The organism is Limnobacter sp. UBA3528 (genome assembly GCF_002377005.1).
In the GTDB taxonomy this organism is placed as follows: Bacteria; Pseudomonadota; Gammaproteobacteria; order Burkholderiales; family Burkholderiaceae_B; genus Limnobacter.
Genome location: NZ_DFOZ01000002.1, coordinates 29,195 through 50,560, shown reverse-complemented (window position 1 = coordinate 50,560; position 21,366 = coordinate 29,195). Strand labels below are relative to the sequence as shown.

At 53.8% G+C, this 21,366-nt stretch carries 21 protein-coding genes; 6 read left to right on the top strand and 15 right to left on the bottom strand.

The window, feature by feature from the left end; translation table 11 throughout:
* Positions 1-16 precede the first annotated feature (16 nt).
* The 6 genes from B4N58_RS01255 to B4N58_RS01230 all read right to left on the bottom strand — a co-directional run bounded on the left by B4N58_RS01255 (position 17) and on the right by B4N58_RS01230 (position 7,814).
* The gene (locus B4N58_RS01255; RefSeq protein ID WP_291745102.1) at positions 17-817 is read right to left on the bottom strand and encodes an acyl-CoA thioesterase; all 801 of its coding nucleotides are present in this window, start codon (positions 815-817) and stop codon (positions 17-19) included.
* 24 nt (positions 818-841) lie between these two features.
* The gene (locus B4N58_RS01250) at positions 842-1,609 is read right to left on the bottom strand and encodes an enoyl-CoA hydratase (protein WP_008249548.1); all 768 of its coding nucleotides are present in this window, start codon (positions 1,607-1,609) and stop codon (positions 842-844) included.
* 87 nt (positions 1,610-1,696) lie between these two features.
* On the bottom strand, positions 1,697-2,896 hold the full coding sequence (locus B4N58_RS01245) for an acetyl-CoA C-acyltransferase (RefSeq protein ID WP_291745099.1): 1,200 nt from the start codon (positions 2,894-2,896) through the stop codon (positions 1,697-1,699).
* Between the two features lie 15 nt (positions 2,897-2,911).
* Entirely contained in the window at positions 2,912-5,317 is a 2,406-nt protein-coding gene (locus B4N58_RS01240; protein WP_291745097.1) for a 3-hydroxyacyl-CoA dehydrogenase/enoyl-CoA hydratase family protein, read from the bottom strand.
* 75 nt (positions 5,318-5,392) lie between these two features.
* The gene (locus tag B4N58_RS01235; protein ID WP_291745094.1) at positions 5,393-7,183 is read right to left on the bottom strand and encodes an acyl-CoA dehydrogenase C-terminal domain-containing protein; all 1,791 of its coding nucleotides are present in this window, start codon (positions 7,181-7,183) and stop codon (positions 5,393-5,395) included.
* Between the two features lie 16 nt (positions 7,184-7,199).
* The gene (locus B4N58_RS01230; protein ID WP_291745092.1) at positions 7,200-7,814 is read right to left on the bottom strand and encodes a TetR/AcrR family transcriptional regulator; all 615 of its coding nucleotides are present in this window, start codon (positions 7,812-7,814) and stop codon (positions 7,200-7,202) included.
* A gap of 227 nt (positions 7,815-8,041) precedes the next feature.
* Between B4N58_RS01230 and B4N58_RS01225 the strand changes: the two genes are divergently transcribed.
* Complete coding sequence (locus B4N58_RS01225; RefSeq protein WP_291745090.1) at positions 8,042-8,494, top strand: DoxX family protein; 453 nt, start codon at positions 8,042-8,044, stop codon at positions 8,492-8,494.
* Between the two features lie 4 nt (positions 8,495-8,498).
* Here the strand turns inward: B4N58_RS01225 and pdeM are convergent, their stop codons facing one another.
* Positions 8,499-9,149 (bottom strand): ligase-associated DNA damage response endonuclease PdeM, encoded by a 651-nt coding sequence (gene pdeM, locus B4N58_RS01220; RefSeq protein ID WP_291745088.1) that lies wholly within the window; start codon positions 9,147-9,149, stop codon positions 8,499-8,501.
* A 34-nt stretch (positions 9,150-9,183) separates the two neighbouring features.
* The gene (locus B4N58_RS01215) at positions 9,184-11,835 is read right to left on the bottom strand and encodes a ligase-associated DNA damage response DEXH box helicase (RefSeq protein ID WP_414673829.1); all 2,652 of its coding nucleotides are present in this window, start codon (positions 11,833-11,835) and stop codon (positions 9,184-9,186) included.
* A 164-nt stretch (positions 11,836-11,999) separates the two neighbouring features.
* Here B4N58_RS01215 and B4N58_RS01210 point away from each other — a divergent pair, with 164 nt between their 5' ends.
* On the top strand, positions 12,000-13,781 hold the full coding sequence (locus B4N58_RS01210) for an acyclic terpene utilization AtuA family protein (RefSeq protein ID WP_008249530.1): 1,782 nt from the start codon (positions 12,000-12,002) through the stop codon (positions 13,779-13,781).
* 140 nt (positions 13,782-13,921) lie between these two features.
* Positions 13,922-14,683 (top strand): hypothetical protein, encoded by a 762-nt coding sequence (locus tag B4N58_RS01205; RefSeq protein WP_291745085.1) that lies wholly within the window; start codon positions 13,922-13,924, stop codon positions 14,681-14,683.
* A gap of 71 nt (positions 14,684-14,754) precedes the next feature.
* Here the strand turns inward: B4N58_RS01205 and B4N58_RS01200 are convergent, their stop codons facing one another.
* From B4N58_RS01200 to B4N58_RS01175, 6 genes are all read right to left on the bottom strand, one after another.
* On the bottom strand, positions 14,755-15,348 hold the full coding sequence (locus B4N58_RS01200) for a TetR/AcrR family transcriptional regulator (protein WP_008249528.1): 594 nt from the start codon (positions 15,346-15,348) through the stop codon (positions 14,755-14,757).
* A gap of 15 nt (positions 15,349-15,363) precedes the next feature.
* Positions 15,364-15,786 (bottom strand): GNAT family N-acetyltransferase, encoded by a 423-nt coding sequence (locus B4N58_RS01195; RefSeq protein ID WP_008249527.1) that lies wholly within the window; start codon positions 15,784-15,786, stop codon positions 15,364-15,366.
* A gap of 8 nt (positions 15,787-15,794) precedes the next feature.
* On the bottom strand, positions 15,795-16,007 hold the full coding sequence (locus B4N58_RS01190) for a hypothetical protein (RefSeq protein ID WP_008249526.1): 213 nt from the start codon (positions 16,005-16,007) through the stop codon (positions 15,795-15,797).
* A gap of 83 nt (positions 16,008-16,090) precedes the next feature.
* Positions 16,091-16,750 (bottom strand): carbonic anhydrase, encoded by a 660-nt coding sequence (locus B4N58_RS01185; protein ID WP_008249525.1) that lies wholly within the window; start codon positions 16,748-16,750, stop codon positions 16,091-16,093.
* Between the two features lie 123 nt (positions 16,751-16,873).
* On the bottom strand, positions 16,874-17,650 hold the full coding sequence (locus B4N58_RS01180; RefSeq protein ID WP_008249524.1) for a hypothetical protein: 777 nt from the start codon (positions 17,648-17,650) through the stop codon (positions 16,874-16,876).
* A 96-nt stretch (positions 17,651-17,746) separates the two neighbouring features.
* Positions 17,747-18,256: a Spy/CpxP family protein refolding chaperone gene (locus B4N58_RS01175; protein ID WP_008249523.1), complete on the bottom strand. Its 510-nt coding sequence runs from the start codon at positions 18,254-18,256 to the stop codon at positions 17,747-17,749.
* A gap of 136 nt (positions 18,257-18,392) precedes the next feature.
* Between B4N58_RS01175 and B4N58_RS01170 the strand changes: the two genes are divergently transcribed.
* On the top strand, positions 18,393-19,079 hold the full coding sequence (locus tag B4N58_RS01170) for a response regulator transcription factor (protein WP_008249521.1): 687 nt from the start codon (positions 18,393-18,395) through the stop codon (positions 19,077-19,079).
* Positions 19,080-19,093: 14 nt separating this feature from the next.
* Positions 19,094-20,503 carry a HAMP domain-containing sensor histidine kinase gene (locus B4N58_RS01165; protein ID WP_291745079.1) on the top strand — a complete coding sequence of 470 codons (1,410 nt, stop codon included), beginning with the start codon at positions 19,094-19,096 and terminating at the stop codon, positions 20,501-20,503.
* A gap of 1 nt (position 20,504) precedes the next feature.
* Here the strand turns inward: B4N58_RS01165 and B4N58_RS15625 are convergent, their stop codons facing one another.
* Complete coding sequence (locus tag B4N58_RS15625; protein ID WP_414673828.1) at positions 20,505-20,945, bottom strand: DUF429 domain-containing protein; 441 nt, start codon at positions 20,943-20,945, stop codon at positions 20,505-20,507.
* Positions 20,946-21,072: 127 nt separating this feature from the next.
* Here B4N58_RS15625 and B4N58_RS15620 point away from each other — a divergent pair, with 127 nt between their 5' ends.
* Positions 21,073-21,318, top strand: a complete 246-nt coding sequence (locus tag B4N58_RS15620) for a hypothetical protein (protein WP_414673827.1) — start codon at positions 21,073-21,075, stop codon at positions 21,316-21,318.
* Positions 21,319-21,366: the final 48 nt, after the last annotated feature.

Here is a 21,366-nt window from a genome sequence, read left to right as displayed (position 1 = left end):
AATCAGCCCTGAACGTTTAACCGTAAACCGCGACCACTTGATAACCCAGCGAGGCCAGTTGACCATCGGGAGTCCACAGCTTGGCGCTTTGATTCACGTAGCCGTCGGAGACGGCTTTGGTTTCCATGTCGATTTGAAACCAGCCCTCACTGTCAATATTGGCAGGAATGGGCGGCAACTCAAGTGACCAACTCACTGAGCTGGCCATGACAGGGCCTTTAAAGTGACTTAGGCAGGGCGTGGGTGGACCATCACTGAGCATCACAATCAGCACTTCAGGGCTCAGATTTTTGTCGGTGGCACGAATGTAAATGCCGCTTTCCCAAAACGGATTACCCATGTAAGGAATGCTGCCCAAGGCCCAGCGCATTTCAACATGCTGCAAAAAGTTGGGTGTAATTTTTGGAATGAAGGGCAAGGCGGGAACATCGCCGACCGCTTTGGGCAAGGGTTGGTGCTTCGGGGTTAACACCGGCAGCGCGGTTTCACGCGGAGCACCGAATACACCCACCACCAAACCAGCCAGTGTTTCATCGCTGTAAATTTCGCATTGCACCTGGCTGACGCTTTTGCCTTGCCGAAGCAAACGCGTGCGGTACACCACATCACCAGCGGGCACGGGGCCCACAAAATTGGTTTGCAATGCACGCAAAGGCATGTCGATACCCAAGGTGTCGCGCATGGCGACCACAGCAAGGGCTGACAAAAACCCACCAAACATGGTGCGGCCTTGCATCCAGTCCTCTGTGGCGGTGAACGTGACTGTGTCACCGCTCAGGCGGCGGCTGGACAGAATTTCGGAAAGTGCAACGGTCATGCTTAGCCTTTGGTGCGGATTGGATTAGTTTTCGAACTGCTTGAAATTTGGCGCGCGTTTTTCGCCAAACGCCTTGAACGCTTCTTGCGCCGGGGCTTGCGGAATCATGCTCATGAACAAATGCCCTTCTTCGGCCATTTTCTCTGAAATTGCTGATTTGTTCACAGACTTCATCAGACGCTTGGTGGTCAGCAGGCTGGTGAGTGGCAGGTCGAGCAGTTTTTTCACTTGCGCTTGCACGTGTGCATCCAAAGTTTCAGGTTCAAGCACATCGGAAACAATGCCGGTGTCATAAGCTTTCAAGGCGGTGAAGATATCGCCCAGCAACAGCAGCTCGGCCGCTTTTTGATAGCCGGCGGAAATGGGCAACAACAGGCTGGACGCTGCTTCCGGGCACAAGCCCAATTTCACAAAGGGCATGGAAAACTTCGCTGTGCTTGCCGCGTACACCAAATCACAATGCAACAGCACAGTGGTGCCAATGCCGATCGCCAAACCTTGAACCTGCGCGACCACGGGCTTGGGGAATACGGAAATCATGCGCAGAAAACGAAACACCGGTGCGTCGAGATCGGTGGGTGGGTTGTTCAGAAAATCGCCCAGGTCGTTGCCCGCAGAAAAACAGCCTTCATGGCCTTTGAGCAACACCACTTTCACGCCACTGCTGTGCGTGGCATCACGAAATGCATCCGCCAGCGCGGTGTACATGGCGTTGGTGAAAGAGTTCTTGCGTTCTGGCCGATTGATGGTGATGGTCATCAAGCCATTGCTGGTTTCTGTTTGAATATCCACTGCCGTATTCCCTGTCTGTTTTTGTTGTTAGAACTAAAAAAAACGGGTGAAGGTTTGCACCCACACCCGCTTTTATTCGCGCCGAAATTACACGCGTTCGAAGATGCCTGCTGCACCCATGCCGGTGCCGATACACATGGTTACCATACCGTATTTCAGGTTGTGGCGACGCAGTGCATGCACCACGGTGGCTGCACGAATTGCACCAGTTGCACCCAGCGGGTGACCCAAGGCGATTGCGCCGCCCATGGGGTTCACTTTTGCGGGGTCGAGCTCCAGGTCTTTCATTACAGCCAGCGATTGCGCAGCAAACGCCTCGTTCAATTCAAACCAGTCGATGTCGCTGGTTTTCAAACCTGCGGTTTTCAACACGGCGGGAATCGCTTCCTTGGGGCCGATGCCCATAATTTCTGGAGGCACACCGCGCACTGCAAAACCTCGCCACTTGGCCAAGGGGGTCAGGTTGTAGCGCTTCACGGCTTCTTCAGAAGCCAGAATAAGTGCGCCTGCGCCGTCGCTCATCTGTGAGCTGTTACCCGCAGTAACTGAACCTTTGGCCGCAAACACAGGGCGAAGCTTGGTGAGGCCTTCAATGGAAGAATCGGCACGGGGGCCTTCGTCCAGCTTCACTCCTTTTGTGCTGGTTTTGATTTCACCAGAAGCCAGATCGGGCGTGGCTTTTACAACGGTAAACGGTGTGATTTCATCGTTGAACTCGCCAGCCTGTTGAGCGGCGATTGCTTTTTTGTGGCTGTTCAAGGCGAATTCGTCTTGTGCATCGCGGCTGATGCCCCACTGCTGCGCTACTTTTTCAGCAGTCATGCCCATGCCGTAGGCAATACCCAGGTTTTCGTCTTTCTGGAAAATTGCGTTGTTAAAGCTGGGCTTGTTGCCGCTCATGGGCACCATGCTCATGCTTTCAGCGCCGGCTGCAATCATCACTTCGGCTTCGCCCATGGCGATTGCATTGGCGGCCATTGAAACCGCGGTAATGCCCGATGCACAGAAGCGGTTGATGGTCACGCCGCCCACGGTGTTGGGCAGACCTGCCAGCAACACAGCGATACGGGCCATGTTCATGCCCTGCTCGCCTTCGGGGAATGCACAACCTACGATTGCATCATTAATGGATGCGGGGTCGAGCGTTGGCACCTGGGCCATGGCGCTGGCAATGGCGTGCACCAGCAGGTCATCGGGGCGAGTGTCTTTGAACACGCCACGCGGGGCCTTGCCGATTGGGGTACGCGTTGCAGCGACGATGTAAACATCTTTACAAGTTTGAGCCATGTTTGCTCTCCTTAATTAGTTACGCACTGGCTTGCCGGTTTGCAGCATGCCCATGATTCGTTCTTGTGTCTTGGGGTTGTCGAGCAACTTCACGAAGTGCTTGCGTTCCAGGTTCAGGAACCATTCTTCATCCACCAAGGAGCCTGTTTCAATTTCGCCACCGCACACCACTTCGGCAATCACACAGCCCAAGTGGAAGTCGTAAGCAGAGATGAAACCACCGTCGCGCATGTTGACCAGCTGCGCCTTGATCGTGGCGTAGCCTGATTTGCCTGCGGCTGGCACACCCTTGATCTTGTGGGGTGGGCGATAGCCGCCGTCGAACATGGCGCGTGCGCGTGAAATGGCGACATACAACAGTTCATGGCTGTTGAAAACGATTGTGTCAGATTCCTTGATGAAGCCCAGGTCGCGACATTCCATGGCCGATGTGCCCACCTTGGCGGTTGCAGCGGTCATGAAGCCGTCTTTCAGGAAAGCCAATACATCGGCTGAGCCTGCTTTTTGGGCAGCCAGGCCGGCATTGACAGCGATTTCTTTCAAGCCACCGCCGCCGGGGATCAGGCCTACGCCCACTTCCACCAGGCCCATGTAGCTTTCCAGGTTGGCCACGCGTGCCGCACAGTGAATTGCGAATTCACAACCACCACCCAAAGCCAGGCCAGTAACGGCGGCCACGGTTGGAACCTGTGCGTATTTCAGCGCCGCAGTGCCTTTCTGGAATTCAGCCACCATGGGTTCGATGGCCTTGCCACCGCCCTGCATAAATGCAGGCAACATGGCTTGCAGGTCGGCACCTGCGGAGAAGGGCTCATCCGGGCTCCACAACACCAAACCCTTGTAGCTTTTCTCGGCCAGGGCAATGGCTTCGTGGGTGCCAGTGATTACATCGGGGCCAATCGCGTGCATTTTCGTTTTGATGGACAAGATCAACACGTCATCATGACCAGGTGCAGTCCAAATGCGAACCGCGTCGTTTTCTTTGATCGTGGTGCCGCCGTTGTGACCAGTCACGGTTGTTTCGCCCAACACTTTGGCGCGGAAAATTTGGCGCTGGTACACCGGCAAATCTTTGCGGGGTACGAATGAATTGCTTGCGGGACTGAATGCGCCAGCGGTGCTGTACACGCCGCCATTGTCAGCAACCGGGCCTTCAAATACCCAAGCTGGCAAAGGTGCTTTGCACAAGGCTTCGCCTGCATCGATGTCGGCCTTCACCCACTGGGCAACCTGCTTCCAGCCTGCGGCTTGCCAGGTTTCGAATGGACCTTCTGTCCAGCCATAACCCCAGCGCAGTGAGAAATCAACTTCACGCGCGGTGTCTGCAATTTCATTCAGGTGGAATGCGATGTAATGGAAGGCGTCGCGGAAAATTGCCCACAGGAATTTGGCTTGTGGGTGCTCGGAAGCGCGCAGTGCAGCCATGCGTTCAGCCACATTGCGGTTCTTCAAAATTTTCAGCACTGCTTCGTCGGCCTTGCCTTCAGAAGGCACATAGCCACTGGTGTTGGCATCGAACACCATGATCTGCTTGCCTTCTTTCTTGAAGAAGCCACCTTTGGTTTTCTGGCCCAGTGCGCCTTTTTCAACCAGGGTTTTCAACACGGCAGGTGTTGCATAGCTGGGTGCAAACGGGTCGTTGGGCAATGTGTTTTGCATAGTCGCAATCACATGGCCCATGGTGTCCAGACCCACCACGTCGGCGGTGCGGAATGTGGCTGATTTTGCACGGCCCAGTTTGGAACCGGTCAGTTGATCAACGATGTCGAATGGAATGCCGTACTTTTGCGCTTCAGCCATGGTGGCCAGCATGCCAGCCACGCCCACGCGGTTGGCCACGAAGTTGGGCGTGTCTTTGGCAGTAATAATTCCCTTGCCCAAGGTGGTGGTCAGGAAGGTTTCCAGATTGTCCAGAATGTCTTGGCGTGTGGTGCTCAATGGAATGAGTTCGCACAGGTGCATGTAACGGGGTGGGTTGAAGAAGTGAACACCACAGAAGCGGCTCTTCAGTTCTGCATCAAAACCTTCGCTCAGCTTGGAGATGCTCAAACCCGATGTGTTGGTCGCAAAAATTGCGTTGGCGTTGATGTGCGGCGCCACTTTTTTGTACAGGTCGTGTTTCCAGTCCATGCGCTCGGCAATGGCTTCGATCACCAAATCGCAGCCCTGCAGCAATTCCAGGTGCTCTTCGTAGTTGGCAGCTTGCACATATTGCGCAACGTCTTTCGCGCCAAATGGGGCCGGCTTCAGTTTGGTGAGGTTCAAAATGGCTTTGTCAACGATGCCATTCTTGGGGCCTTCTTTGGCGGGCAGATCAAACAGCACCACGGGCACTTTGGCATTGGCACAGTGGGCAGCAATTTGTGCACCCATCACGCCAGCGCCGAGCACGGCGACTTTGCGAACGATGAAATTGGACACGCGTGTCTCCTTCGAGTTAATTGGATTCAACGCCCGCAACCACGTGTGGCTGCGGGGTACTACGGGACAGGTTTCTTAGAACAGGTCAGCTTCCATTTCCATCAGGCTGCTGGAACCGGCACGCGCCTTGCGAATCAACATGGCGGTTTCGGGCAGCATTTTCTGGAAGTAGAAACGGGCTGTGTGCAGTTTGGCGGTGTAGAACTTGTCACCACTGGCTTGCTTTTCCAGCGCGATTTTTGCAGCTTTCGCAAAGAAGTAGCCGTAGAACAGGTGACCCACAACACGCAGGTAATCCACGGCAGCAGCACCCACTTCATCGGGGTTTTGCATGGCCTTGCCACCAATTTCCATGGTCAGCTTACTGACCTTGTCGCCCAGGTCGGCCAAGGGTTCAATGAACTCTTTCATGGCTGGGTTATTGGCCTCCGCTTCGCACAAGGCGCGCACCATTTTGCCGAACTTCATCAACTTGGCGCCACCGTCGCCCAGCACTTTGCGACCTAGCAGGTCGAGTGACTGAATGGTGTTGGTGCCTTCGTAAATCATGTTGATGCGGCTGTCGCGAACATACTGCTCCATGCCCCACTCGGCGATGTAGCCATGGCCGCCATACACCTGCATACAGTGTGAAGTGGCTTCCCAGGCGTTGTCGGTAATAAAGGCTTTCACGATGGGCGTGGCCAGGGCAACCATGTCGGCAGCTTCCTTGCGAACAGCTTCATCGGGGTGGCTCAGTTCTTTGTCCAGCTCCAGCGCAGTCCACATGCACAATGCACGGCCACCTTCGGCGTATGCACGAGTGGTCAACAGCATTTTGCGCACATCGGGGTGAACGATGATGGGGTCGGCCGGTTTGTCTGTGGCCTTGGGGCCAGTCAGTGAGCGGCTTTGAATGCGGTCTTTCGCATAAACAACAGCGTTTTGGTACGCCACTTCGGTCAGACCCAGTGACTGCATGCCAACGCCCAGGCGGGCAGCGTTCATCATCACGAACATGGCGGCCAAACCGCGATGGGGTTGGCCAATCAACCAACCAGTTGCACCGTCCAGGTTCATCTGGCAAGTGGCGTTGCCGTGAATGCCCATTTTGTGTTCAATCGCGCCACAGAAAATCGGGTTGCGCTCACCAATTGAACCGTCTGCATTCGGAATGAATTTGGGTACCAGGAACAGCGAAATGCCTTTGGTGCCAACGGGCGCATCGGGCAGACGTGCCAACACCAGGTGAATGATGTTTTCAGCCATGTCGTGTTCACCAGAGCTGATAAAAATTTTCGCGCCGGTAATTTTGTAGCTGCCATCGGCCTGGGGCTCGGCCTTGCTGCGCAACATGCCCAGGTCGGTGCCGCAATGTGGTTCGGTCAGGCACATGGTGCCGGTCCACTCGCCGCTGGTCAGTTTGGGCAAGTACAGGTCTTTCTGTTCCTGGCTGCCGTGCTCGTGCAGACAATCATAGGCGCCGTGCGTCAGGCCGGGGTACATGGTCCAGGCTTGGTTGGCGCTGTTCATCATTTCGTAGAACGCCTGGTTCACAGTGACTGGCAGGCCTTGGCCACCGTAGTTGGGGTCGCAGCTTAGCGAGGCCCAGCCGGCTTCCACGAACTGCTGATAGGCCTCTTTGAAGCCTGTTGGCGTTTTCAGGGAATGATCGGCTTTGTTCAATGTACAACCTTCCGAGTCGCCCACGGCGTTCAGGGGTTGCAGCACTTCCGCGCAGAACTTGCCACCTTCTTCGATGATCTGGTTCACCGTGTCGGCGTCAATTTCTTCAAACGCAGGAATGGCTTTGAAAGTGGCTTCTGCATTCAACATTTCGTGCAGAACGAATTGCATGTCGCGAATTGGGGGCGTGTATTGGCTCATTTAAGGTCTCCTGGTACTACTGGCTCAGAATTTCTGACTGGGTTTGCTGGTAATGCTGAATCATGCGTTCGAAGCCTTGACTGGCCCGCTTCACAGACAAAGAGTCGCCCATCAGGCGACCTTGCTGGTGCGCTGCCAGAATCAGGCCAACCATCTCGAAAACGAGTTGATCCGCATGGGCCTGATTGGCTGGTAAATGATTTTCTTCGATGGCCTGTGCCGTGGCACGGTGCATTTCTTTTTGCCAGTCGCGATGCATTTTCACCAGGACATCGCGAACCGCCCCTGGCCTGTCATCGTATTCTGTCGCGCCTGAAATGTAGATGCAACCACTGTCGATTTCCTTGCCGATCCGGTCAAGCCAGCGCATGAAAATTGCACGCAAACGCGGCAATCCACGGGGCTCTTTCAGGCAGGGGAACAACACGGCATTGATGAATTGGGTTTCGTACTCTTGAAGTACGGCAATTTGAAGTTCTTCACGCGAGCCAAAGTGGGCAAACACACCGCTTTTGCTCATGGTCATTTTTTCTGCGATAGAACCAATGGTTAAACCCTCGAGCCCTTGCGTGGACGCGATTTCAAGCGCCGCCTCAACAATGGCGGCTCGGGTTTGTTCACCTTTGCGCATATAGAAAATAGACCGAACGTTCGTTTTTTTATGAGTGTACGCTATTTCTTCAGGAAAAAGGGAATGAGCCAGGTTAGAGAATTTACTCTAGGGTAATACAGACGGCATACCTTTATTCAAATAATTTGAACAAACAATGCAAAAAGGCCGGCTCGATTTAGCCAGCATTGGCGCGCATGATTCACTCATCGATTCAGTGAATCGCAAACCCAATACGGAGAATTGAAATGACTACAGCAAACACAACACACGCAGGCACGAATGTGCTGGACAATGCCTTTAACTCATCTGCCTCAACCATTGCCCTGATTGGCCGGGTTCTACTGGCTGCCATGTTTGTTCTGGCTGGATTCGACAAGATTGGGGGATTTGAAGGCACGGCCGGGTACATCGGTTCTGTGGGTCTGCCTTTTCCAGAAGTACTTACTATGCTGACCATTGCGGTTGAAATTGGCGCGGGGCTGGCCTTGATCGTCGGCTTCAAGGTAAGAATTGCAGCGTTGCTGCTGGCTGGCTTCACCTTGGCGGCCTCGGTGCTGTTTCACAACTACTGGGCCATGCCTGCTGAACAAGCCTATGTGCAGCAACTGATGTTCATGAAAAACGTCAGTGTGGCTGGTGGCCTGCTGATGATTGTGGCCTTGGGCGGCGGCGCGCTGGGTTTGAGCAAAGGCAAGTAAAGTTTCAGACCACTGGAAATACTGCTTCACCGGCCTGGGGATTCACTGAATACCCGCCGGTGAAAGCACCAAATGAAGGCAAGATGAGCTGGTCTGTTTTGACGTAGAAGCATGGCAACCGGGCCCGGCTTCTACCCTTGCCGTTCAACACCACCACGGGGTGCTCATGCCCGGCCAATACCAAAGCGTTGGGCACTGTTTGCGGGTGATGGCACAAAGCAAAACCACCCAACCTGAAAGGCTCTTCGACCACGGCAATGTTCAAACTTGCAGGTGGATCGCCCGCCTTGCTGTCATGATTGCCTCGAATCAAGGTCATTTGAATATTGCTGTGCTGCTGGCGCCATTGCTGCAACTTTTCCAGTAACTCTGCGTTGTGCGCTGCCTTGGCGTGCAGCAAATCGCCCAGAAAATAAACCGAAAGCGGTTTGAATTCTGCAATGCATCCTGAAAGCTTATCCAGGTTCTCCTGCGTAGTGCCGGCCGGCACAGGCACACCAAGGCTTCGAAATGTTGCTGCCTTGCCCAAGTGAATATCAGCAACAAACATGGCTTGATGCGCTGGCGAAAACACCACTTTGTGGTGCGACAGCTGAAGCGCACCAAAAGGTGTTTCAATTGAATGAGTCGAATAATTTGCTGACAACAAATGCACGGTGAAAATAACCTGAATCGTAGTTTTTAATCTGTTAGGCCTGAGCAGCTTTCTCCAACTCGGCCACCATGCGCGCCACCCGGTCACTTAGTTTTTCAGTACTGACAGTTTCGCGCAATCGCTCAATCAGCAGTGGAAACGCAAAGGGTGTGGGGCGATCAATCAATTTAAAAGCCAGCGTTTTGCACTGAATTGCACGAAGAGCAGACTCCATCCGCTTCAAATCAAGTTCTTGTTCAAGTGCTTCCCGCTGGGCCTGATCGAGCAACAAGTTTTGTTGATCGTGCTTTTTGAACACCTCAAAAAACAAGCCGCTGGAGGCTTGTAATTGCTTCGCACTTTTTCCGGCCCCGGGGTAGCCCTGAAAAACCAGTCCAGCAATTCTCGCAATTTCTCGAAAACGTCGCTGGGCAAGTTCGGAAGCATTCAAACAGGCCAGCACATCTTCAAAAAGATGGTCTGTTGAAAACAAAGGGGCCTGGGCAAGGCCGCCCGCGATCCATTCATGCCAGTTCACAGGCTCGGCGCTCAACAACTCAAACCCATAATCATTCATGGCAATGGAAAACGTGCCTGGTTTATTGCGCGAAGCGCGCCACGCCAGAAGGCTGGCCAAGCCAATGTGCACTGTGCGTCCCTCAAATGGATACACAAACAGGTGGTGACCTTCTTTGCTGTGCATTTCTTCGATCAGCAAATTGCCCGTGTTGGGCAAAGCACTCCAGCGCATTTGCAAAGCCAGCAAACTTTCCAGCGCGCGCAATTCCGGCAAGGCGATCTTTTTTCCAGAAGAAATGGACTGGCGTGCCAACTCCAGCATTTGCAGCGATGCATGGGCAAGTTCGCTGCTCAAGGGCATTTTACCGCCCTGCCACTGCGGCACCGTGGCCTTTTTGCGATTGGCTTTGCGCACATAGGCGGTCATGTCACGCACCTTCACCAATTCAAGCACACGGCCTGCGAAACTAAAACAATCGCCGGTTTTCAGGCGTGCAATAAACCCCTCCTCAATGGTACCAAGGCGACCACCAGTCATCCACGCCACGTGCATGGCCGCATCGGAGACAATGGTGCCCACCGACATGGCATGCCTGCGCGCAATATCACGCCGCGGCACTCGGTAAATGCCTTCTTCATCAGCGGCCACCCTTTGATAGTCCGGATACGCCGCCAGGCTTTCACCACCCTTTTCTACAAATATCAAAGCCCAATCGAACTGGGCACGACTCAAATTTTCATAGGCAATCGTGGTGCGAACTTCAGCAAACAATTCATCAGGCTTGAATCCCGTGCCCATGGCCACGGTAACCAAGTGCTGCACCAACACGTCCAGCGGTGCCTGCGGGCTAAAGCGCGATTCGATCTGTTTTAGTTGAGCCGCATGGCGGGCCGCGGCGGCCTCAACAAGCTCAAGTGCATGGGTGGGTACCACGGTAATTCGGGAGGGCCTGCCGGGCGCGTGGCCAGAACGGCCTGCACGTTGAAGCAGACGGGCAACACCTTTGGGCGAACCAATTTGAATTACGCGTTCTACGGGCAAAAAATCGACACCCAAATCAAGTGACGAGGTGCACACCACCGCCTTCAAACTGCCGCTTTTCAAACCCTGTTCAACCCAATCGCGCACGGTTTTGTCCAGCGAGCCATGGTGTAAAGCCAGTAAACCGGCGTAGTCGGGCCGAGCTTCGAGCAAAGCCTGATACCAAATTTCGGCTTGGGAACGCGTATTGGTGAAGACCAGGGTAGATGCAGACTGGTCAATTTCGCGCGCCACAAACTCAAGCTGATTCAGGCCCAAATGCCCACCCCATGGAAAACGCTCAAAGGTGTCTGGAATCAGGCTATCGATCATCAACTGTTTGGGTAACTTGCCTTGAACCAAAGTGGACTTGCTGTGGTTTTTAACTGGGTGCAACAGCACATCCATGGCCACCTGCAAATTACCCAAGGTGGCACTTAAACCCCACACCTGCAAGCCGGGGTTAATACGCGCCAGGCGCGCGATGGCCAGCTGCAGTTGCACGCCACGTTTGTTACCGATCAGCTCGTGCCATTCATCAACGACCAACACTTGCAGCTTGCTTAAATTGGGTTGTCTGCTGGCGCGTGTGAACATCAGGGTCAGGCTTTCAGGCGTGGTGACCAATGCGAAAGGTGGTTTACGCAAAATGGCCGCTCGCGCAGCTGAATCGGTGTCACCGGTTTGCAGGGCCACGTCGCAATCGTCCGCCAATGCGGAAAGCGATTTTTGCAAAGCCTTGGTGCTGTCTGCAGCCAAGGCACGCATGGGCGTTATCCACATGACACGTGTTGCTGCGCCCCGCGGCGCTGGAGTCTGCGCCAGTCTTAACAAGGCACCCAGCCACACTGCCAGGGTTTTACCTGCACCGGTAGTGGCATGCAGTAAACCACTGTGCCCTTTCTGGAAGGCATTCCACACCTGGAGCTGATAATCAAAAGGCTCCCAGCCTTGTGCATGGAACCAGGCCTTCACGCGCTCAAGGTTCAGTTCTCGCAACTGTGGCATGGTCAATTCAGCATTGTTGGCCACTGCGCTGCTGGATTGAATTTCCGACTGAATCAAGGCTTGCTGACTTGCTTTTTCTCCAGCTTTCTTCTTGCGACGCAAGGCCTTGAGTTGGGTGCCCACATTGGGACCGGGTGGAATGCCTCGAAATTCAGACATGGTGTACTGCAAAGTTAAATCGATGTTCGATTGTGCCATGCTGCCTACGCGATAAGATACGCGGGTTGAGAAGTGGTCTGCAATTTGAATAATTCAAACGATCGTTTGATTTATTGCAAGTGGCTTTGTTATGATGGACCTCCCAATACCATCGACAAGTGACCATGAGCATGCCAACCCCAAACACCATCAAAATCGGCGGCGCCTGCGGCTTTTGGGGCGATAGTAGCCAGGGTACCGAGCAACTGCTGAAGGTCCCGGGGATTCAATACATCACCTACGATTACCTCGCCGAGCTTACTTTGGCCATTATGGCTGGCATGCGCATGAAAAACCCGGAGCATGGTTATGCACTGGACTTCATTGATCTGATGAAGAAGGCCTTGCCCGTGGCCAAATCCAAAGGCATCAGGATTATTGCGAATGCCGGCGGACTCAACCCCGCAGGCTGTGCGGCGGCCTTGCAACAAGCCATGACGGAAGCGGGTCACACGATTCGAATTGGTGTGGTCAGCGGAGATGATGCGACTGGCACACTGGGCCAGCTGCGCAAAGATGGCGTTGAGTTGAGAGACCAACATTCGAATCAGGCAGCACCGCCGTTTTTTCTCACAGCCAATGCCTACCTGGGTGCGTTTCCAATTGCTGCAGCGCTGGATGCGGGTGCTGACATTGTGATTACCGGCCGTGTGGTCGACAGCGCGATGGTGTTGGGCGCACTGGTGCATGAATTCAAGTGGCAAACCACTGACTTGAACCCGCTTGCCCAAGGGAGCCTGGCCGGCCACATCGTAGAGTGCGGAGCCCAAGCCACCGGCGGACTTTTCACAGACTGGCAACAAGTGCCCGACTGGGCCAACATTGGTTACCCGATTGTTGAAGTTTCTGCCGATGGCAGCTTTGAATTAAGCAAACCAGAAGGCACTGGTGGCTTGGTGAACAAAGCAGTAGCCACCGAGCAATTGCTTTACGAAATTCATGATCCAGCCAACTATGCCCTGCCCGATGTGGTGTGCGATTTCACCACGGTGAACATTGAAGAAACCGGTTCAAACCGGGTACGAATTTATGGAGCCACCGGCAAAGCCCCCAGCGACTTGTACAAAGTGTGCGCTACTTATCCGGAAGGATTTCGATGCATTGGCATGCTGTCGATCGTGGGGTTTGATGCACATGCCAAGGCAAGGCGTACAGGCGAAGCCATTCTGGAACGCACGCGCGCCATGTTCAAACGCCAGGGTTTGGCAGACTACACGCGCACGTCCATCGAAATTATTGGCAGCGAAACCGATTTGGGCCCGCATGCCCAAGTGCAGTTGGGCCACGAGGCCATGATGCGCATCGCAATTACACACAGCGACAAGAAGGCCGCTGCAATTTTCTCCCGCGAAATTGCGCCAGCTGGTACCAGCTATGCACCAGGCACGAGCGGCAACTTTGGCATGGGACGCCCCAATGTAACGCCCCTGGTGAAGATGTTCAGCTGCTTTGTGCCCAAACACATGCAAACCGCTGTGGTTCAAGTAGGCGGCGAGCCTGTTCAATACCTGGAGCCGGAACACCCCAAAGCACGCGTTGAAACGCACCCGATTACTGAAAGGTCATTTGAAAAAGTCACAGTGCCCCGCGAGCTATTGGGCAAACCCTTGATTGAAATCGCACACGGTCGCAGCGGCGACAAAGGCGACACCAGCAACGTGGGTATTGTGGCCCGAAAGCCTGAATATTGGGCTTTGCTGCAGCATTTGCTGCGCCCCGAGAATGTAAAAAACTACCTGGCGCATTTGGTGAAAGGCGAGATTCACACTTTCGAGCTACCTCAAGTTCAAGCTTTTAATCTCGTTATGAAAGAAGCGCTGGACGGCGGAGGAATGACCTCGATGAGAAATGATCCACTGGGTAAAGGCATGGCCCAAGTGCTGCTAAACATGAAAATAACCGAATAATCTTCACCTGTTTGAAGGGGTACACCACGTTGGGCGGACCCCCTAGCTAGTTATCTTTTTCCTACACGGTGTCTCCGTTAGTGAAAGTGTGAGGCGAGATCCAGAGAGCGCCTACTACACCCAACACACAGGAGAACACCATGCAAGTCAAACAGATCGCAATCGTTGCAGCTATCGCTTCCTCTTTCGCAATGCCCATGACAGCTCAGGCTTCTGACATTGCTACCTTGAATGGCTGGGGCGCTTTGTTCGCTGCTGCACATTCAGGTCAGCAAGCGTCTGCTCAAGGTCAGGCACAAGGCGAAATCAAGGTAAGCCTGTTTCAGCGCCAGCAACCACCAGCAGCCCAGCCTGCCCCAGAAGCAGCTCCACAACCAACACCCGTGACTGAACCAGCACCCACCAACGAACCTGCACCTACTGCTGAAGCCCCGGAGATGGAACAACCCGAAGCTGGCGACCAAACCGCTGCGACCGGTGACAACGTGGGTGAGTCGGCCGAAGCTGGCCAGGACAACGCAGGCCAAGCCATGGCAAGTGCCAATGCCAGCTTGAGCGCCACAGTTAATTTGAGCGGCGAGCAGCTGGGCCAGGTACTTAACACCGTTGACGGCGTGTATCAAACAGCAGGTACTGTGGTTGAAGGTGTGACTGGTGGTGTATTGGGCACCGTGCAAAACGTGGCCAACATGACCTCTGGTGCAAACCTGGCCGCAGACATGGCAAGCACAGGTTCACTGGACATTGCAGGCTTGGCCACTGCCAACCTGGCCGGCAATTTGAGCGCAACAGCCAGCATGATGAATGCCGGTCAGTTGGGTGCCATTACTGCCATGACCTCAAGCCTGATTCAGAACGTGATTGCTTCACGCCCAGCGTCACTGACAGGCTTGTTGCGTTAATCGCAAGCCCTGCAATAAAAAAAGCCCTTGCTGCTTAAACGCCAGCAAGGGCTTTTTCTCATTGGCAAACTTCAGGCGTGTTGAGACAGAAAAAAGGCAACCACTTTGTCAGAAAGCGTATCCAGATTGTCGCCTTTCTTGGGCTTGTACCAAGTCACCATGAAGTTCATGGCACCCAACACCATCAAGCGCGCAAACTTGGTGTCCCCGCCCAGAAAACCCGCATTGTGCAAACCATTGACCGCATTTTGCCAAATTGCATCGTATTCATCTTTGGTAGCAATCAGTCTGCGTTGATGTACCTCGTCCAGGCAACGCCAGTTGTAAAGCATCACCGGAATGAAGTCGTTGCCGTCTTCAAGAATGATGCTGAGGTGCACCTTCACCAAAGCGCGAAACTGCACATCTGCCGGTAAATTGGGTTTGACAACAGCGCGCGTTTTCTCAAGCCCCTGGCGCAAGCCTTCCTCAACCACCGCCACCAGAATGTCTTGCTTGCTGGCAAAATGATAAAAAGGGCTGCCACATTGCATGCCCACTGCATTGGCAATCGCCCGCATGCTGGCGCCATCGTAACCCTTGTCACGAAAAAGCTTGGCGGCTGCGCGAACAATGTCGCCACGCCTTCCATCATCATGTTTTTGTTCTTTCAGTACTCTAGCCACAACCCAGTCCTTTTTTTATGTTGTCAGGTCCAGCACCATCCACTGGTGGGGAATACCCACCTCCATGTGGGCATCTCCACACGGCGCAAAACCATGTCGACTGTAAAATTCGATCGCCTGCTGTTGCGCACTCAAGCGCACACGCGGCAAATTTTTTTCTTTGGCAACCGCCAGCAATGCCATCAACATGGCACTGCCGATTCCCCGGCTTCTGAATTCGGGGAGCACGGCCATTCTGCCAATTTTTCCTTCGGGCAACAGCCTGGCGGTTCCCACTGACCTATCGCCTAGCCAGGCCAGCACATGTGTTGAAACCGAATCGTGTTCATCCCATTCTTCGGATTCATCAATGCCCTGTTCTTCGACAAAAACAGAACGGCGAATGGAACTGGCCCACTCGCCGTTGATCAACCAACTGGAACAGTCAATCCGAATCAACGAATCGATCAGCCCAATGCAGCGAATTCAGCGTCAACTGCTTCCAGCATTTCCTGGGTAATCAAACCACCGGAGAAATTGGCAACAACGGCCAAGGGGAAACCTTTGCCCATACCAATTTGTGGATGTGTGGAAATGCCGGGCATGTGTTTTTCCAAAATCGCTGCGGTCTCTGGGTTGTCCAGCAAATCGCCCAGTTTGGATTGGGTAGAAAAAGCCATGTAAATCGTCTCCTAGAATTTTAAATTAACCCACAATTCAAACAAACGCTTGAATTATTTCCTCATTCTAGACCAAGAATCGATCAGCTGTAACGCTTTTTCAATGCTGCCACTGCATCAGTGTAAATCTTGTCGAGATCCTTGGGATCCGAGATGGAAATTTGAAGATTTCGCACAATGCCGTCTTTCAGGCTATACAACCAGCCATGCACCGTGAGGTCTTGTCCGCGCTCCCAAGCATCCTCAATCAAGGTGCTTTCGCACAAGTGTTTTACTTGCTCAATCACATTCAGTTCGCAGAGTTGGTCATGGCACTTTTGCTCCAAGGCTGCGTCGCAGGTTACCAGCCCGTGCCTGCGTGCCAACTGGTGAATGGGGCGAACCCAAGCGTCTGCCAAACCCACCCTGTCGCCTCGCATGGCCATGCGCACGCCAGAACAGCCATAGTGACCACACACAATAATGTGTTTCACCTTCAAAAACTCGACAGCGAACTGGGTGGCTGACTGGCCATTCAAGTCGCCATGAAACACCTGGTTCGCCACGTTGCGGTGTACAAACACCTCGCCGGGTTGCAAATTCACAATGGTGTTGGCGGGTACGCGACTGTCAGAGCAACCAATCCAGAAGTACTCCGGAGATTGCTGATTCTCCAGGCGTTTGAAAAACTCAGGGTCTTTGTCCACTTGAGCAGCGGCCCAAGTTTGGTTGGCATCAAGAAGGTGTGAAAGGTCTTTGGACACGTTGTTCGCCTGTTGGAATCAAGACCTGCATTTTACTGCAGCGCAGCATGCTTTAACATTGGGGGGAGCCCGAGGTGACACTTTTGCGTCACCCCGTTGTTGGCAGAGAATGAAGACCAGGTTTTACTCGACCTGTGACACGTAGCTGACCGACAGAACATCGTCGGGGCTGGCTGTGCTGCGGCCTTTGGTATAACCAAACTGCAAGGCAGACGTCGTGTCCAGTGCATAGACGGCTGAAATTGCCCGCTCCTTGCGCTTCTCGGTGCCGGCCAGCAGTTCATCGCGCTGGGAGGTGGTCAGGTTAATGAACAAAGAATCGCCCAAGGGGAAATTCACACCCACGGTGCTGTAATTGCCGTTGAGCAAGGGCAGTTCAGGTGTGTCGCCATAGTACTGGCGTCCCAACACGGCAGTCAGGCCAAAACCGTTATTGAAACGGTAAGCAAGGTCGGTCTGAATACCATAGTCGGTTTTGCCGGTTCCAAGCCCCCTGTCTTCATTGCCGCTGGCAATTTTCACCAAGCCAGTTGCCGACATGGCAAAGCCCTTGGTTTGAATGCCGCCGATAATGTCGGTGGTATACGTGGCCACCATATCACCAAGGCCCTGCTCACTGCGCCGTGCCGGTCCATTGGTACCAGTCACGGTGCCTGCCACCAGGGTACCTGGGCCTTCCAGTGAAATGTAAGGTACAAACAGGGAGGCGCGGTACCCCTCGCCCACCAGGGTTGCACCCAGGGTGAAAGATCTGGCCTTGATTTCCTGTGCTTGACCAAACTTGCCCGACAAACTGTCGAAGCTGTAAGTCATCAACAAGCCCGGAGGGGCTGCGATTGCTGCTGTGCTGGCTGCTGTCAAAGTGCAGGCCAATGCGAGTCGAATAAAAGATTGCCCCATTAACTGTCTCCTTTTTTTGAAACAGTATAGGGGCAAAAGCACAGCTGCTGGAATACTTCAAAAGGTGGCTGGGAAAGTACTTACAAAATTCAGGTATTACATGGCATTGCTTGCATTGTCAGCTTTGCGTTTGTTGTAACGGTCCTTCATTTTCTCTTTCCATTCCGCGCGAATCACTTTGGCCTTCTCACGCTGCTCGGGTGTCAGTACTTTGTAGATCTCGTGCTGGGTGCGTAGCATGCTCAATTTGGTGGCACGCTCCTGTTCCTGTTGCTGGGCAATCAGGCGCTCCGCTTTGGCGGCATCAAAAGTGTCTTGCTCCACAATCGACTTCATTTCTTCGCGGTGTGCACGGCGATCGCTCATGGCTGTTTTCATCTCGGTCCTTTGCTTGTCCATAATCTGTTTCACCTGCGCCTGTTGCGCCTCGGTCAAATCAAGCTGTTTCAACATGCCCATGCCACCATGCTTGTGGTGGTGACGCATTTCCGAATGCTGCTTTTTGCCACCTTCCTCGTGATGACCTGCGTACGCACTCATGGGAATCGCCATGGCCATTGCAGTGACAGCAATCATTTTCTGGATGGTCAGTCTGGATACATTCATTTGTCTACTCCTTGTGTAATCGACAACTGCATTGTGCAAAACCGGCTTGTAAACGAGGATGTAGGCTGTGTAAAGATGGGTAAAGCGATTGCAAACAATTGCGCATCAACCCAAGGCGCCTAGTAATATTGAAGCCATGACGAAAATACTTCACATCGACGACGACATTGAACTGGGCGAAATGCTGTGCGAATACTTGCGCGGCGAGGGTTTTGAGGCAGAGCATTGCGCCAACCCAATCGAAGGTTTGAAAAAACTGGCGGACGAGCAATACCAGTTGGTGGTGCTCGATGTCATGATGCCGCAGCAAAGCGGGCTTGAAACGCTGAAGCAGATTCGCTTGAAGTACAACACCCCCGTGCTGATGCTGACTGCGCGGGGAGACAACATTGACCGCATTGTGGGCCTTGAACTGGGTGCCGACGATTACGTACCCAAACCCTGTCTGCCTCGCGAAATCGTGGCCCGTGTCCGCGCCATTCTGCGGCGTGCCAGTGACTCCAACAGCGCACCCAAACAGGCACTTCAACTGGGTCCACTTGAAGTACAACCGGCCAAGCGAAAGGTGCTGTTGCACGGCACCGAAGTGGAATTGACCAGTGCCGAGTTCAACCTTCTGGAGGTGTTGGCCAGCCATGCAGGCCAGGTAGTGAGCAAAGCGGCACTGAGTGAACAGGGTTTGGGACGTCCGCTTGAGCGCTTTGACCGCAGCATTGATGTGCACTTGAGTAGCCTGCGCAACAAGCTGAACCTGAACAGCGACGAACTGCCGCTGACCCTGCACACCATACGCGGTCAGGGCTATCAGCTCAGCCTCGATTAACCGGGGCGAGGCACATGGGCAAGCTGTTCTGGAAATTCTTCTTCGGTTTTTGGCTGTGCCTCATTGCAGCAGCGGTAGCCACGGGCACTGCGCTTTACCTGATGCGGGAAAAGCCAGCCAGCAGCGATATTGCTGAAGGCCCGCGTGCGCAATTCATGCTGGAAACCATTCAGGAAGTACTCGAAGGCAAAGGGCCCGATGCCTTGCGTCATTTGCTGGACAGAAACCGCCAGCGAACCGGCAACGCCATCCCGGTGTTTGCAGTGTCGAGTGAAGGCCAGGAAATTTTAAGCCGTGAAGTACCCGAGAACATTCAGCAAAGAATCTCAGCACTATTCACCAACAACGAACCAACCGAACAAGGTATTTTGAGGGTGACAGCGCAGGATCAATCGGAATGGATTCTTTTCATTCCACGCAATCGCCGACACGCAGAACCCTCAAACCAGGACGGTGCCAACACAGTTGAATCTGAATCCTCTCAAGCCGACAAACGCAAACAACGTGAAGCCCTGGAGCCTCCGCTTCCACCTGTGCCGGGTGCCGGGCTATTTGCTGCCTTTTTGGCCAGCCTGTTGTTTGCAGGCGTGCTCGCCTATACGTTCAGCAGACCACTGAACACCTTGAAAAATGCGTTTCGAGAAGCAGGCAAAGGGCGGCTGGGTGTGCGTATTTCAAATAGCCACACACCCGGCAAAAAACGCAGCGATGAAATTGGTGAATTACTCAGCGGCTTCGACCACATGGCCGAAGAAATTGAAACCCGAATTGAGCAACAAAAAGCCCTGCTGCATGACGTGTCGCATGAACTACGCTCGCCATTGGCACGCCTGAACCTGGCCGTAGGCTTGGCCCGGCAAAACCCGGCGCAACTGGACACAAGCTTGAGCCGCATTGAAACCGAGGCAGAGAGACTGGACAACCTGATTGGGCAACTGTTGAATTTGTCCCGACTGGACTCCAAGCAAAACCCGGAAAACAACCGCGAGCACAATGTGATTGAATTGCTGCTGGCCGTGGTGGACGATGCACAATTTGAAGCCGAGCAACAAGACAAACAAGTAACTTTCAACAGCCCGGTAAAACAATGGCATTTGAACTGCGATGCGGAAAGCCTTCAAGGCGCATTCGACAATATTATTCGCAACGCGATCAAGCACACACCCGTCAGCACCACTGTGAACATTGATTGTTCCATCCAGGGAAAAAAGCTGCGCATTCAAATCAGGGATCAAGGCCCGGGTGTACCCGCCGCATTGTTGCCCAAGCTGTTCACACCATTTTTCAAACACGGTGAACACTCGGGCCATGGCCTGGGTTTGGCCATTGCAAAAAAATCGATTCAGCGTGCCAACGGAGAGCTCAGCGCATGCAACTTTGCACCGCACGGTTTGCTGGTGACCATTGAATTACCCGGCACCTGAATCAAGGGCTTACACCCGCAATCCAGCCTTCTACCGGGTCGATCAATTTGGGCAAACCAAAATTGGAGTCTGCCCGCTTGGCGGCCCAGCCCGCCACCAAACAACACAACACCGCATCCAAATGATCGGCTTTGACATCGTCCAGCAAACGCGCACGCAAATAGGGGCGCACTTGCACCTTGATGCCAAACAACATGCCCTCTTCCAAAGCGCACAGCAATTCTGAGCGAGCCATGCGGCGATCCGCTGTGTCTTTTTTCGGATCGTCACTTTTGTAGCTGGCACGGTTCAGTACCTTGCGGGCCAAGTAGCCGGGGTAAGCCTCCAAGGCCACACGGGTGGAGTCGCCACGCTGCATACCAGGAATGTGGACGCCTGTTTTCATCAGCAACGGTGCGCCAGCGTGCAACATGTAAGCCACCGGTGGGTTTACCCATTTCATGGAGGGTGAAGAACCAGCAGGGCCATCGCATTCCCGGTGCGCAAACTTGTGCCCGGCAGGCCTGGCATCACACCACGCCTTGAAGGTGGCACGAATTTGCTCTCGACTCAAAGCGCTGTAGTAATTGATGAGGTTTTCCCAAGCCTTGAAGTCGGTACGCCCGGCACCAGGCCACTTCAAACCTTCCACCAGTTTGCGCGACAAACCAAACGGCATGTCGATGGCGGCCACAAACCCCAACTGTTCCAGCGGCCCAGCTGCACGCTCGAATTTTCCGAATGCCTGCGGCCCTTCTTTCAGCAAGGTTTCAAACTCGCCCAACGTGGTCAGCGACATCAGCTCGTCAACCGCCAGCACAGCGCCTTGCCAGTGACCCACAGCCACAGCAATCGGCTTTTTCTTGGTGGGGCTACTGGAAAAA

Bases quoted from the DNA above. Each gene is read 5' to 3' on its own strand.
- B4N58_RS01255 (WP_291745102.1), bottom strand. From the start codon at position 817: ATGACCGTTGCACTTTCCGAAATTCTGTCCAGCCGCCGCCTGAGCGGT.
- B4N58_RS01245 (WP_291745099.1), bottom strand. From the start codon at position 2,896: ATGGCTCAAACTTGTAAAGATGTTTACATCGTCGCTGCAACGCGTACC.
- B4N58_RS01235 (WP_291745094.1), bottom strand. From the start codon at position 7,183: ATGAGCCAATACACGCCCCCAATTCGCGACATGCAATTCGTTCTGCAC.
- B4N58_RS01230 (WP_291745092.1), bottom strand. From the start codon at position 7,814: ATGCGCAAAGGTGAACAAACCCGAGCCGCCATTGTTGAGGCGGCGCTT.
- B4N58_RS01225 (WP_291745090.1), top strand. From the start codon at position 8,042: ATGACTACAGCAAACACAACACACGCAGGCACGAATGTGCTGGACAAT.
- B4N58_RS01215 (WP_414673829.1), bottom strand. From the start codon at position 11,835: ATGTCTGAATTTCGAGGCATTCCACCCGGTCCCAATGTGGGCACCCAA.
- B4N58_RS01210 (WP_008249530.1), top strand. From the start codon at position 12,000: ATGAGCATGCCAACCCCAAACACCATCAAAATCGGCGGCGCCTGCGGC.
- B4N58_RS01205 (WP_291745085.1), top strand. From the start codon at position 13,922: ATGCAAGTCAAACAGATCGCAATCGTTGCAGCTATCGCTTCCTCTTTC.
- B4N58_RS01190 (WP_008249526.1), bottom strand. From the start codon at position 16,007: ATGGCTTTTTCTACCCAATCCAAACTGGGCGATTTGCTGGACAACCCA.
- B4N58_RS01180 (WP_008249524.1), bottom strand. From the start codon at position 17,650: ATGGGGCAATCTTTTATTCGACTCGCATTGGCCTGCACTTTGACAGCA.
- B4N58_RS01175 (WP_008249523.1), bottom strand. From the start codon at position 18,256: ATGAATGTATCCAGACTGACCATCCAGAAAATGATTGCTGTCACTGCA.
- B4N58_RS01170 (WP_008249521.1), top strand. From the start codon at position 18,393: ATGACGAAAATACTTCACATCGACGACGACATTGAACTGGGCGAAATG.
- B4N58_RS01165 (WP_291745079.1), top strand. From the start codon at position 19,094: ATGGGCAAGCTGTTCTGGAAATTCTTCTTCGGTTTTTGGCTGTGCCTC.
- B4N58_RS15625 (WP_414673828.1), bottom strand. From the start codon at position 20,945: ATGAAATGGGTAAACCCACCGGTGGCTTACATGTTGCACGCTGGCGCA.
- B4N58_RS15620 (WP_414673827.1), top strand. From the start codon at position 21,073: ATGAGGTTTTCCCAAGCCTTGAAGTCGGTACGCCCGGCACCAGGCCAC.